The following is a 12,761-nucleotide window of genomic DNA, read 5'->3' as shown; positions in this document are numbered from 1 at the left end:
AGGACAAGCAGATTTCCAACTCTTCGTTTATGGGATAAAATGAAAGAAGTGCCAATTGGCAAGCAGCAGTGCAAAGCCGGAGTACAGTACTCCCACCCCGATCCGGACTCTTTTAATCCATTTGGACTCAGGTTGATGTTTGCCTTTAACAAAAGAGAGCGCAATCAGCATACCGACGAGGATGGCCAGTACCCAGTTCAAGGCGACACCAAAGTTCATCTGGCCTACCGTCACGTTTTCGTTGATCAAGGCATTCGCCAGCAGATACAGGATGTGGACTGTCAGAATCGTCCCGCACACGATAGCGGCCGTCAGCAAACGATGGGCTGCGGATGCGGACGGACTTCCTTTTCTTTTCCGTATCAGCCATCGCATCGACATCACCAGCGGGGCAAGTATAAAAAACAAAACAGCGATTGCGGCCAACACCAGATAACATATCAGTGCCGGGATCGAGCGACTTCCCTTGATCGGCAAAATATCCGTTGCAATCCCTTTGCTTAAGCGCACGACTTGACCATTCGAAATTTCCGCGTACAGGATCGGCGCCAATCTTTCAAATCTTGGATCATCGGACTTGTCGAATTTATAAACATTCGGACTAATTTGCTTTAAAACTCCTGATAAACCCATCACGCTCAGAGTAAGATCATGCTCGCCCTTGGCCTTCACCTTAATTAAACCCAGATAATTGATGAGCTCGTGGTAAGTGGTGTAGGTACCTCCCGATTGCACATAATAGCCGGCTAATTTGCCGGATGGCGACAAATCGGCCGCCGGGACCTTAATTTCGGGTGCTTTTGTCTTGTACTGAACCAGCAGATTGATGATGCCGGAGGTGAGTTTCTGCTCGATCTCCGTGTTCGTCAAGACAACAATGCCGAGCTGTTCATCGGGGACGACGGCAAAATTGCCGGAAAATCCCTTCACATTCCCGCTATGTCCAACGACATGAGGCTCAGCCCGGTACTCCCAGAATCCGTGCGCATTCGACAGAATCTCCTCGTTCGGCGTGTAGCTCCGGGAAAGCATACTCTGCACGGTCTCCGGCCGGGTGAACAGCGGACTGTCCGGGACATTCAGCGCCATCACGAATCGGGCCAGATCTTCCGCGGTTCCTTCCATAGCTCCCGCAGGATATAACGGAACATAAAAGTGTGCTCTCGCTTCAAAACCACCCTCTTCCTTCACTGCGTAACCTATTGCCTCCGTTTCCTGCAAATCCGGGTGATCACCCAGCATAGGATGGCCGGAACTGCGGTTCATTCCCAGCGGACGCAGAATATGGTTCATCTCATAGTCGGAGAAAGATTCCCCGCTGACCTTCTCGACCGCCAGACCGGCCAAGGCGGTGGCAAAGTTGGAATAGGCGATCACTTTGCCGGGTTCATAGATTTGTTGCGGTTGGGAAGACAACAGCGTCTCTTCAAGTGAAGTCAGATTCTCCGCCGACGGAGTAAATGTACTGAGCGGATGCTGCTCATAACCGGCCGTATGGCTCATAATGTCCAACATCGTAATCGGCTTGTCATAACGCAGCTTCTTCGCGAACTCTTCGGGAAAATAAGCTCTGATATCTTGATCCAGCTTCATCTTGCCCGCTTCCACCAGCTGCATCACGGACGTCCAGACGAACGCTTTGTTGATAGATCCATAAGCAAACACGGTATTGGCGGGATCGACTGCCGTTTTTTTCTCGATGTTGGCATAACCATAGCCTTTGGAGAAAATAACCTTGTCACCCTTGGTTACCACAATTGCGGCGCCTGGGGTCGATTTTCCTATATGGGAGTTTACGTAGCTGTCGATCTCCTGCTCCAGCCGATCGTAAGGAATTCCCGAAGGGGTTTCCCCGACATAAGTTGTATCCGCCGCATAGGTTGGAACCGAAAAGACGATTAAGAGCAGTACACTTATCAGGAACCCAAAGATAGGGTTTCGCATTCTCGTATTCATATGGTTCTCCTTCCTGTTTTCAGTGCCGTATTAACACGAATAACGATTATTCTCTTGTCGACAAGTTGCATAATTAGGTATCCGGTGCATTTCTATCCTAAAAAACAATTCTTAATTCTATCTTTAGCCAATCCTTAATTATTCCTTAATTATGTCAGGTGAGCTTGATCCACGGTCATTGGCGTCTAGACTGGCTGAATAAAAGAAGCTCTCAAGAAGCGAAAGTTCGCAACTTAAGAGCTTTTGTTCCATTTCCTTGTTTCGACTTTGAAGAATACGGATACCGAATACAAGAACAATTACCTTTTAATACCGACTTGGTGAGTTTTAGTATAGCGGACGTTTCTGTAAAGATTAAGACTACTCATGAAGATGGCAGGTTCCAATACAACATTAAGATAAACTCGTTTATCAGCATTACAGAAAAGTCTCTTGAATATGAGCTTTTGGAAAATTCCGAAGAAATGGCTTATAAATTAAGCAAGGAAATGAAGAAAAGCATTGAGAAGTAGGATTCGGTCTGTATGCAAGAGCATATCACTATCCTTTATACAAGGCGGCTCAGGATAACTGGGGCGAAGACCCGAGCTCGTTTTCAAGTAGAGGTCGACCTTCGGATCGGCGCGACTGGAGCAGTGGAATAAACTCACCTTTATTTAAGGCAAGAAATTTATTCATAGCTGACTAAATGTTTGTTGATATGTTTATCGGCATCAGCAACTTGGCAGACTACGCTGTAGGGTAGGCAGGTGCAATGAAACTTCCGCATGTATATGGGAAACTCCAAAGATTCTTTATGCCCGGCTAAAGGCCCGTATTTCTCAGGGGGTATCTCTGGCGGATAACCAGAAAATCTCGTTGGTCATTGGTTATAACGATGTTCTGATCGATGATTAATGCAATAGCAGCCCCATTCCTGAAGGAAATGTTTTTGAAAGACATGGAATTGTTCTTCCATGTTTTTTGTTTTCTTCAAATGATTTTCTCAGTTTCCGCGATGACGCAGGAGTTATAACTAGTACGACAAAAATGGTGGCGTTCGTGCAAATATGTTTTCCAGTTCTATGAGTAATGAAACGAGAGCATGTTCCAATAGAACAAAAATGCTGTATAGAACAGGCATAGAATGACCGTCATCGCAGAGAAGCATGCTCGTAACTGCTGTTTCCCGGAATTGGATTTCTGAAAACAGAATGTCCGGACACCCAAGATAACAGCCCCGGCCAGCGAAAGTAAGGGGAGAGAGGAGAGTCCCCAGGCATACCATGCTGGGTAACCCCGAGCGAAAACTTCCGAATTGCCATACAAGAATTGTCCGATCAAATAGACGGTGTACAGGGATGCAATCCAAGCCATAGATCAGTTGAATTAATTCATCTGGCTAATCAAAAATATTCCCTCCGGAATTTATCGGGATTTGTAATACCCGTTACTGCTATAATCAATTCGTTTTCTATCGCTCGAAATAGTAATTGTGAGTAGGGCCAGTATGGTGGAACCCTGATGGACGGTAGGAATTACCCATTTAGCTTGGCTATCGATTCAATAAACCCTCATTGACAATATGTGCCATCATTGTGTACACTCTTTTTATTCCGACTGTTCAGTATAAATAAAAATAAAAGATACAGGTGAAGAAATCATGCCTAAATTAGGGATGGAACAAAAACGCAGGGCAGACGTCATTAATGCCACGTTAACCTGCATCAGCATGTATGGGATTGACGGCATGACCCTGGATAAGGTTGCCGATCATGCGAACTGCTCCAAGGGAGTTGTCACTTATTATTTTAAGAATAAGGATCAATTGACGATCGAAGCTTTCAAGTCGTTCTTGGCGTACTATGGACTGAAGATCGAATCAGGCATTGAGCATACCATGACATCGGGGGAAATGATGGATCTTGCCCTGAAGTTTATGCTTCCCCCGCTCACCGATGACAAGGATCAAACGATTAATGTGTCGCAGCTGGATGGGGTCGAGAAGATGTATATCCCGCATGCCGATCAAGGCAAACTCTTTGTGCAGTTTTTTTCAAAAGCCATGCTGGATCGCAATTTGCAGGAAGTTGTATCGAAGAGTTACGAGACTGATCTCCAAGGCATCACCAAGATAATGGATTACGGTAATCGGACGGGACAGATGTCCGTTGAGGATTCCCACAGCGCTGCCTATGGGCTGATGGCGATGGTTATAGGTCTGAGCTTCTTTAGAGTAGCGAACGTTCCACCGGCCAACGGCGGCGATAACCGGTACATATGTGAGGATTATGTAAGAAGACTTACCCAAACAGGAGGGAACTATGGATATCGAGAAGGTTGAAACAGATAGAGGAACCATAGCGGTCGTAAGCAGCAATGAAATATTGATAAAGGATGTCCAATCCGCATTGGATCTTATGGCAACCGTGCAATATGAAACGGGCAGCCATCGTTTGGTGATGAATCAGTCGATATTTAGCGAAGCCTTCTTTGATTTGAAGACGCGCCTTGCAGGCGAAATCCTTCAGAAGTATATCAATTATCATGTAAAGGTTGCGATTATCGGAAATTTTTCTATTTATCCAAGCCAAAGCTTGCAAGACTTCATATATGAATGCAATAAGGGAAACGATTTCTTTTTCTTGCCGAGTGAACAACAGGGAATTGAACGGTTAAGCAGGTTGAACTAAGAGACGAAAGCGGGAGGAAGACGGTTGTCAGTACCAGGGTTTAATCCAAAAGAATATCCGATGGTAGACATTCCAGCAGGCGAAATTCAATTAAGGGACGACCGAATCAAATCTTCGTGGGCGGTTGAAGTGAATGCTTTTCAGCTTGCACCGATTCCTGTTACAAAGGCGTTATATTTCTCGCTTATGTCGCAGTCGGCAGAATTCACTGATGTCATGCAGGCTCCGGTCGTCGATGTATCATGGAATGATGCGATTCACTTCTGTAATATGCTATCTCGGCACTCAGGTCTAGACGAGTGTTATTCGGCCACGGAAGATGGTGAGCGTGTGGTGTGCAACTGGGAGACGGATGGGTACCGCCTACCGACGGAAGCGGAATGGCAATATGCGTGTAGGGCCGGGAGTGATGGCTATCGTTACGGAGAGCTTGATGACATCGCTTGGTATGAAGGGAATTCCGGGGGTGCCCTGCATGTGGTAGGCAAAAAGCATCCGAATGCCTGGGGGCTTTACGATATGCTCGGAAATGTGTGGGAATGGTGTTGGGATATATACGATCCGGACGTATACGGCTCATACAGAGTATTCCGCGGCGGAAGCTGGGCGGAAGAGGCCAGGGGCTGTGGGGCGACATGCCGCCGTCGTAGCCACCCGACCTTTCGGATTGAGGATCTCGGGTTTCGTCTGGCAAGATCCATTGTACAGTAAAGCTGATCCTTAATGGATTAGCTTTTTTTGCGTTCGACAATAGTGTTCTGGACGGACTCCCGATTGGCACCGATCCCAACGGAGTGGGTTCCCTTCCTCATGAACCAATACATCCACCCCCCCCTATATGTTAGATAATATAACATAAAATACCTCTTGTTTTTGCTTATAGACAACGCTGGAAGACATCAGTAAGATGAGTTTAACTTTTTTGCGGGAGGTGTGGAGGAGCTAGTGGGAGTCATCATTGGTATCGCCGCAGTGGTTACTCAGGTTACAGAAAATTGAAGGATGAGGGGGATAAGAAGATGCCACATGGACCAACATTCAATAATCCGATTGTGGAGCAAGCAGCCGATCCTTGGGTATGGAAGCATACGGACGGCCATTACTATTTTATGTCGACGAGACGCGATCGTCTGGAGTTGACGCAATCCGCGACCTTGACAGGCCTTGCGGAGGGCCGGAAGAAAACGATCTGGTCTCCGGAAGCCGGCGGACGCTATAGTTATAACCTGTGGGCGCCGGAAATTCATCATTTGGATAACAAATGGTACATTTATTTTACGGCAAATGATGGAGGAGGCGACGAGTCACGCCAAATATGCGTGCTGGAGAACGTGGAGCCTGATCCGATGGAAGGCGAATGGGAGTGGAAGGGCGCGCTGCCAACCCCTGTACCCGGACTGGACGGTACAGTCATGACCTTAGGGAATCAGCTTTATTTCCTGTATGCCGGGTACGGACATTTCCCGGACTACGGTTCCGCCATATACATCATGAGAATGTCGAACCCTTGGACCTTGACGGGGGACCATGTATTGCTCACGGCCCCGACTCTATCCTGGGAAAAACAAGGCGGAATGGCCATTAACGAAGGTCCCGTTATCCTTCAGCGAAACGGCCGCATCTTCCTAGTATACTCGGCCAGCACCACCTGGTCTGAGGATTATGCGCTGGGAATGCTCACGATGGATGAAACCGCAGATCCGATGGACCCGCTTTCCTGGACTAAATCCATGGAGCCTGTATTTTGCAAAAGCGTGGGAAACGGGGTGTATGCCACCGGCCATAACAGCTTCACGCAATCACCGGATGGCAAGGAGGACTGGATCGTCTACCATGCGCTTCCAGCGCCTGGAGCAGATACGGCCTTGCGATCGACCCGCATCCAGAAGTTCGACTGGAAGCCGGATGGAACCCCGGACTTCGGTGTCCCTGCCAGTGATTCGGAGGCCATACCGATACCGTCCGGAGAATCATGTATGCGGATTCATAACATAAACGAGTAGGTACTGCCGAGAAGAATGATGATGACGGCAAAGGAGTGGCAAATGCCGCACTGATGAAGTGAACATTCATAGGATTTTATATAAACCCCCATTCATTACGGATTTTGTGTAATGAATGGGGGTTTATTACGGATAAGAGTGAAACGTGAAGGAATTGCAAATCCATAACGAAAAGTCGTGTTTTTTCAAACGAAAATCCCTTTGTATAAAGGAATGTGTGATTATTTATCGTTTCCGATATCCTAAATTAAAAGCATGTATTTGAAAAAACGACTCACTTTAGTTACAAAAATTATGTATGAAAGCGTTGACAAGATAAATATATATGCTTATACTTCGGTTAAAGATACAGGATAATTGTATTAAATGGACGCGTAGAGGTTGGTAATACCGTCAACTTACATGTGAAAGGGGATCCATTGGAATGGTGATGAGGAAGAGCAGCATTTCAGACGGGGGTGCTTAGACACTCCGACGATTGAAGAATGGTAGATAGCAAGCTTTAAACTGGCGCCCCTTAAAAACTACGGAATATAGATCCTCTCGGCGCTAATGCTGGGGGTGCTCGTCAATTATTCATATCATGGGAGGTTAAGCATGAACAGAACGATGAAGCGTTTTTTCACTCTGTTATTCATATCCATATTGATCATTTCGATGGTGACCGCTTGCAGCGGTAAAGCAAAGAATGAGCCCGATAATACCGTAACCCAGGAGGAGGGCGTCTCCAAAGAGAAGAATGAGGTGACCTTTGAAGATATTAGCGGGGACATACGCGGCAACAAAGCACCAACGCAGGAACAAATTGACGAGGTAAACAGCACGCTGAATGATACATACCTTGGCGACGTTTTCGAAGAAGTCATTCCTAGCGATTATTCCGCTTATCCCGTCAAAGGCGATGTGGTGCTTGATGTATGGATGCCTGCCAACTCCAACATCCCGGATATGAATAATCACTTGGTTCAGAAGCAGGTGGAGAAACTGACCGGCATTAAGGTGAACTTCATTACGCCGCCTGTCGGGCAGGAAGCCGATGCCTTTACCTTGATGATCTCCTCCGGTGAGCTGCCGGACATCATCATTGACCCGGGTCGTTATCCGGGAGGCTTTGAAGCGGGGGTGAATGACGGCGCTTACCTCGATCTGACCGACCTGATGGAAGAGCATGCTCCCAACTATACAGCGTGGCGCAATTCGGACGAAACGAGAAGAAAAACGACCGTGACCGACGATGGCAGGCTGCTGGGCTTCTACGGCATCGCCCCGTATTCCGAATGGATCTGGTTCGGAACGCTGATCAAGCAGGAAGCGCTGGATAAGACGGGACTTCCAGTCCCGACAACAATAGACGAATGGTATGAGTTCCTGAAGAAGTCTAAGGAAGTCGGATATAAAGCTCCACTGAATTACGGATCGACGTACGGTCAAATTTTTACCGGCATCATTAATGGTGCATATGGCGTCTGGGACTGGACCTTCCTGGATGAGAACGGCAAGGTCGCATGGGGTCCTGCGCAGCCGAAAGCCAAGGAATATCTCGCGACCATGCAGCAGTGGAACAAGGAAGGTTTGCTGAATCGGGATTGGGCAACCGCTGATTTCAATCAACGGATGGCTAGCGCGATATCCGATGATACGGCCGTGATGATGGACTCACCGGATACGATGTGGAGCTATTGGAAAGTGCAGAACGATATTGATTTCGTGGGGGCGCTGAATCCTGTACTTAACAAAGGAGACAAATCCTCGACCACCTATAAAAACTTCAAAAGAACCGGAACCAGTGCGGCCATCACCACCCAGAGCAAAAATGTCGAAGCTGCAATGGCATGGCTGGATTTCAACTTCAGCAAAAAAGGCTGGGAGCTCATTAACTTTGGCGAGTACGGCACGGTGCATTTGGTGGATGAACAAGGAATGCCTTATTATCCTGAAAACAGCTACATCTACAATGATCCGGACGGTCAGCCGGTAGACGTCACACTTTGGAAATACCGCTGGCACAGTTGGCCGAATATCCGCGACGAGCATCATGCCAACCCGTTGATCTCGGCGAAAGGAAGTTATTCCGGAGATATCCGAAAGAATTGGACGGAAAACATGGATACCAGCATGGCGATGCCGCCAATCACGTTTACGAAAGACGAAGCCTCGCGCGAAGCCGAGCTTGGAAACCAGTTATCGACGCTGCGCGGAGAATACTTTGCGAAGATCATCATGGGCGAATTGCCGGTCGATGCTTACGATAAATTTTTGAAGGAAGCGCAGAGCATGGGGCTGGACGAATTCTTAAGTCTCCATCAAGCAGCCTTGGATCGGTATAACCAACGATAGTTTTCATAATAAGAACAGGTGGTTGATTCATGGAGATATTACGGAAAAACAGGGAAATAGACCATGTTCGGACGCCCTCGGAGCCCAAGAATGCCAAGCGGTTGATTCAAAAGGACCTGAAAAAGAATTGGTTCGTCTATCTGATGGCCCTTCCCGTCGTGGCGTGGTTCATTATCTTCTGCTACGGGCCGATGTGGGGCGTCATGATCGCATTCAAGGATTTCAAGCCTTTGCTGGGCTTCGCGGATAGCGATTGGGTGGGTTTCAAGCATTTCATCGATTTTTTCTCCGGACCCTATTTTTGGAGAGTGGTCAAGAATACGCTCCTGCTGAATGTGTGGGGCATCGTGTTTGGATTTACGGCACCGATCATCTTGGCATTGCTGCTGAACGAAGTTCGTTCTTCCAAGTTTAAGCGGACCGTTCAAACCATTACGTATATGCCGCATTTTATTTCACTGGTGGTTGTGTGCGGGATCATTCACATCTTTACGGCCAATGAAGGTGTCGTTACGCAGCTGCTTTCGTTCATAACGGGAAAAGACTACTCATCCCTTCTCGGGTATTCCAATTTGTTCCGGCCGATTTATACCTTTTCCGGAATCTGGCAGAGCATCGGATGGGACAGCATCATTTATCTGGCTGCGATGAGCTCCATCGATCCATCATTATATGAAGCGGCCGATATCGACGGGGTCGGCAGGGTGAAAAAAATGTGGTACATTACGCTGCCTCAGATCAGTCCGGTCATCATCATCCTGTTTATCTTTGCGATCGGCGGATTGATGGCCTCCGGCTACGAGAAAATTATCCTGCTCTATAATCCTTTGATCTATGATACGGCGGATGTCATCGCCTCCTATGTTTACCGAAGGGGCTTGAGGGAAGCGAGCCTAAGTTATTCCACAGCCGTCGGATTAATAAGCTCCATCGTGAACTTCGGGCTGTTATGGATGACAAATACCATCGTGAAGCGCAGATCTGAATCCAGCTTATGGTAAGAGAGAGGGAAGGCTATGGAGGATATCAAGCAACTCAAAGTGAAACGAAGAAGGAAGCATAAAAGCATAGGGGACCGCGTATTCGACTTCACGAACTATACGCTGTTAACCGCATTAACGTTGGTTTGTTTTTATCCCATATTGCATATCTTCTTTGCTTCCGTCAGCGATCCCAGCGCCTTGATGGCTCATAAAGGGGTATTGTTAAAGCCGCTGGGGTTCACGCTCGACGGTTACAAGCTGGTGTTTAAAGACAACAGCCTGCTGAAGGGGTACATGAATACGATCATTTATGTTGGACTGGGCACCTTGGTCAATATGGTCATGACGATATTAGGCGCATACGTGCTCTCCAGGCGGGACTTGTATTTCAAAAATTTTATCATGATTTTAATTACGATCACCATGTTTTTTGGCGGAGGGCTGATTCCCTGGTTCCTGTTAATGAAGGACATCGGCTTGTACAACAATCTGTGGGCGATGATTCTGCCGACCGCTTTAAGCACTTGGAACATCATCATTTTAAGAACCGGATTCCAATCGATTCCGAGAGAGCTGGAAGAAGCGGCATTGATTGACGGCGCGAGCCAGGCCAATATTCTGATCACGGTCATCCTGCCACTGTCGAAAGCCACGCTGGCCGTTATCTTCCTGTATTATCTGGTCGGGAATTGGAACTCCTGGTTTAACGCGATGGTCCTGCTGAAGGATAGGGAATTGTTCCCGTTACAGCTGCTCATGAAGGAAATCCTGGTCGCTAATGATTCGACGGCCACCACGATCGGCAGCGCGGGCGGGGTTGTCATTAACAGTGCTCAGAGCTCGACGGCTTTCCGGGAGTTGGTTAAATATTGCGCAATAGTAGTTTCGACCGTGCCTATATTGCTGGTGTATCCTTTCCTGCAAAAGTATTTTGTGAAAGGCGTTTATGTGGGTTCGATCAAAGGCTAGACGTTCAAACGAGTAGATAGAGAGATTGAATAATTAGGAGTGAGTTGCATCATGTTGACAGAAGTTAGCAAGACACAAACGGTTCGCAACGAATATCCGAGGCCCCAGTTTCAGCGCAAAGAGTGGTTAACCCTCAATGGCGAATGGAATTTCCGTTTTGATGATGAAACCATCGGCGAGGATGAAGGGTGGTATCGGGCGGAAGCGATGGCTTCCTTTACACGGAAGATCAACGTCCCCTTTACGTTCCAAAGCAGGCTGAGCGGCATTGAAGATCCTTCTTTTCATGATGTGGTATGGTACCGCAGAACGTTTGAAATCCCGCAGAACTGGAACGGGAAACGGATCGTGCTTCATTTCGGGGCCGTGGATTATATGGCCAAAGTGTGGGTGAACGGGCATTTGGTGGCCATGCATGAAGGAGGGCATACGCCGTTTCAAGCGGACATTACGGCCGCGCTCACGGAAGGAAGCAACACGGTCGTGCTGCGGGCGGAGGATTTCAGCCGCGACGTCACTCTGCCGAGGGGCAAACAATATTGGCTTGAGCATTCGGCAAGCATTTTCTATACCCGTACGACCGGCATCTGGCAGAGTGTGTGGATAGAGCCGGTATCCTCGGTACATCTGAGCAAAGCGATGATGACGCCTGACATTGACCGGAACGAAATTCGCATCCGGACATTCCATGACGGCTATAAATCTACAGAGGATCTTAAGCTGCAGATCACCATATCGTATAAGGGTGAATTGGTTGCCGAGGATCAGTATACGATCCGAAATGCGGAACAGCTCCGGACTATAGGACTGAGCGATTTTACGGATCATGGCCTGGGACGCCTCTGGAGCCCCGAGTTTCCGAACTTGTATACCATCGAGTTTCGCCTTGTTCAAGATGGGAACGTTGTCGATCAAGTATCCAGTTATTTCGGGATGCGGAAGGTATCGATCGAGAACGGCAAGCTGTGCCTGAATAACCGCCCGTATTTCCAAAGGCTGGTGCTGGATCAGGGGTATTTCCCTGAGGGAATTCTGACGGCTCCTTCAGACGAGGCTTTGAAGCGCGATGTGGAGCTGGCGAAGGAAATGGGATTCAACGGCGTGAGAAAGCACCAGAAGACGGAGGACCCGAGGTTCTTGTACTGGTGCGACCAGCTCGGCTTGCTGTTATGGAGCGAGGCGGCTAACGCGTATGAATATTCCGAGTCATATGTTCGCCGCTTCACGGCGGAATGGCAGGAGATCATCGAGCGGGACTATAACCATCCTTGCATCGTCACCTGGGTTCCGCTCAATGAGAGCTGGGGCGTTCCCAATGTTCAGATGGATAAGCGTCAGCAGCAGCATGGGCTTGCCATGTATCATTTAACGAAGTCATTGGACGAGAGCAGGCCGGTTGTTTACAACGACGGGTGGGAGCATATGACCACCGACCTGGTTACTATTCATGACTACGAGAGCCGCCAGGAAGTGCTGGAGGAGCGGTATGCAACAGCCGCTTCCGCGGTGGAAGCCATGCCGGCGAACCGGAGAATATTCGTCGGCGGTGCTTCTTACGAAGGCCAACCCATTCTGGTATCGGAGTTTGGCGGGATAGCCTTTAAGAAGAGCGATTGGGAGGGCTGGGGGTATTCCGGCGCCGAGAACGAGGAGGACTTCCTGATCCGGCTCAAGGCCGTAGTGGATCCGATGTTTTCATCCCCGGTGATCCAGGGATATTGCTATACGCAGCTGACGGATGTTGAGCAGGAAATCAACGGTTTGCTGACGTATGACCGTAAGCCGAAGGCGCCGCTTGAAACCATTCGCAACATCATGACGGGTAAATAGGAGGAGGAGAA

The 12,761-nt window shown here is 48.3% G+C and carries 10 protein-coding genes; 9 read left to right on the top strand and 1 reads right to left on the bottom strand.

All coding sequences use genetic code 11. The annotated features are described in order from the left end of the window. Positions 1-27 precede the first annotated feature (27 nt). Positions 28-1,956, bottom strand: coding sequence for a serine hydrolase domain-containing protein (locus tag MHH48_RS26540; RefSeq protein WP_076324229.1), 1,929 nt, complete (start codon positions 1,954-1,956; stop codon positions 28-30). Between the two features lie 164 nt (positions 1,957-2,120). On the opposite strand from MHH48_RS26540, the gene MHH48_RS26535 reads away from it, so the two are divergent. The 9 genes from MHH48_RS26535 to MHH48_RS26495 all read left to right on the top strand — a co-directional run bounded on the left by MHH48_RS26535 (position 2,121) and on the right by MHH48_RS26495 (position 12,750). Next, positions 2,121-2,468 carry a hypothetical protein gene (locus MHH48_RS26535; RefSeq protein ID WP_256720678.1) on the top strand — a complete coding sequence of 116 codons (348 nt, stop codon included), beginning with the start codon at positions 2,121-2,123 and terminating at the stop codon, positions 2,466-2,468. A gap of 1,130 nt (positions 2,469-3,598) precedes the next feature. Beyond that, positions 3,599-4,279, top strand: coding sequence for a TetR/AcrR family transcriptional regulator (locus MHH48_RS26530; protein WP_076324228.1), 681 nt, complete (start codon positions 3,599-3,601; stop codon positions 4,277-4,279). Beyond that, complete coding sequence (locus tag MHH48_RS26525; RefSeq protein ID WP_076324227.1) at positions 4,260-4,628, top strand: DUF4180 domain-containing protein; 369 nt, start codon at positions 4,260-4,262, stop codon at positions 4,626-4,628. The genes MHH48_RS26530 and MHH48_RS26525 overlap by 20 nt, the downstream gene beginning before the upstream one ends. 60 nt (positions 4,629-4,688) lie before the next feature. Continuing rightward, positions 4,689-5,339 carry an SUMF1/EgtB/PvdO family nonheme iron enzyme gene (locus MHH48_RS26520; protein ID WP_076324486.1) on the top strand — a complete coding sequence of 217 codons (651 nt, stop codon included), beginning with the start codon at positions 4,689-4,691 and terminating at the stop codon, positions 5,337-5,339. Positions 5,340-5,647: 308 nt separating this feature from the next. Further along, positions 5,648-6,631 (top strand): glycoside hydrolase family 43 protein, encoded by a 984-nt coding sequence (locus MHH48_RS26515; RefSeq protein ID WP_076324226.1) that lies wholly within the window; start codon positions 5,648-5,650, stop codon positions 6,629-6,631. Positions 6,632-7,228: 597 nt separating this feature from the next. Beyond that, the gene (locus MHH48_RS26510) at positions 7,229-8,968 is read left to right on the top strand and encodes an extracellular solute-binding protein (RefSeq protein ID WP_076324225.1); all 1,740 of its coding nucleotides are present in this window, start codon (positions 7,229-7,231) and stop codon (positions 8,966-8,968) included. 29 nt (positions 8,969-8,997) lie between these two features. Further along, entirely contained in the window at positions 8,998-9,969 is a 972-nt protein-coding gene (locus MHH48_RS26505; protein WP_076324224.1) for an ABC transporter permease subunit, read from the top strand. A 15-nt stretch (positions 9,970-9,984) separates the two neighbouring features. Further along, positions 9,985-10,920, top strand: coding sequence for a carbohydrate ABC transporter permease (locus MHH48_RS26500; protein ID WP_076324223.1), 936 nt, complete (start codon positions 9,985-9,987; stop codon positions 10,918-10,920). Positions 10,921-10,971: 51 nt separating this feature from the next. Beyond that, the gene (locus MHH48_RS26495) at positions 10,972-12,750 is read left to right on the top strand and encodes a glycoside hydrolase family 2 (RefSeq protein WP_076324222.1); all 1,779 of its coding nucleotides are present in this window, start codon (positions 10,972-10,974) and stop codon (positions 12,748-12,750) included. Positions 12,751-12,761: the final 11 nt, after the last annotated feature.

The organism is Paenibacillus sp. FSL F4-0100, from assembly GCF_037993005.1.
GTDB lineage: Bacteria > Bacillota > Bacilli > Paenibacillales > Paenibacillaceae > Paenibacillus_AQ.
Note: the sequence above shows the minus strand (reverse complement) of the source record. Positions and strands in the feature narration are given on the sequence as shown.

Bases quoted from the DNA above. Each gene is read 5' to 3' on its own strand.
- MHH48_RS26540 (WP_076324229.1), bottom strand. From the start codon at position 1,956: ATGAATACGAGAATGCGAAACCCTATCTTTGGGTTCCTGATAAGTGTA.
- MHH48_RS26530 (WP_076324228.1), top strand. From the start codon at position 3,599: ATGCCTAAATTAGGGATGGAACAAAAACGCAGGGCAGACGTCATTAAT.
- MHH48_RS26525 (WP_076324227.1), top strand. From the start codon at position 4,260: ATGGATATCGAGAAGGTTGAAACAGATAGAGGAACCATAGCGGTCGTA.
- MHH48_RS26520 (WP_076324486.1), top strand. From the start codon at position 4,689: ATGGTAGACATTCCAGCAGGCGAAATTCAATTAAGGGACGACCGAATC.
- MHH48_RS26515 (WP_076324226.1), top strand. From the start codon at position 5,648: ATGCCACATGGACCAACATTCAATAATCCGATTGTGGAGCAAGCAGCC.
- MHH48_RS26510 (WP_076324225.1), top strand. From the start codon at position 7,229: ATGAACAGAACGATGAAGCGTTTTTTCACTCTGTTATTCATATCCATA.
- MHH48_RS26505 (WP_076324224.1), top strand. From the start codon at position 8,998: ATGGAGATATTACGGAAAAACAGGGAAATAGACCATGTTCGGACGCCC.
- MHH48_RS26500 (WP_076324223.1), top strand. From the start codon at position 9,985: ATGGAGGATATCAAGCAACTCAAAGTGAAACGAAGAAGGAAGCATAAA.
- MHH48_RS26495 (WP_076324222.1), top strand. From the start codon at position 10,972: ATGTTGACAGAAGTTAGCAAGACACAAACGGTTCGCAACGAATATCCG.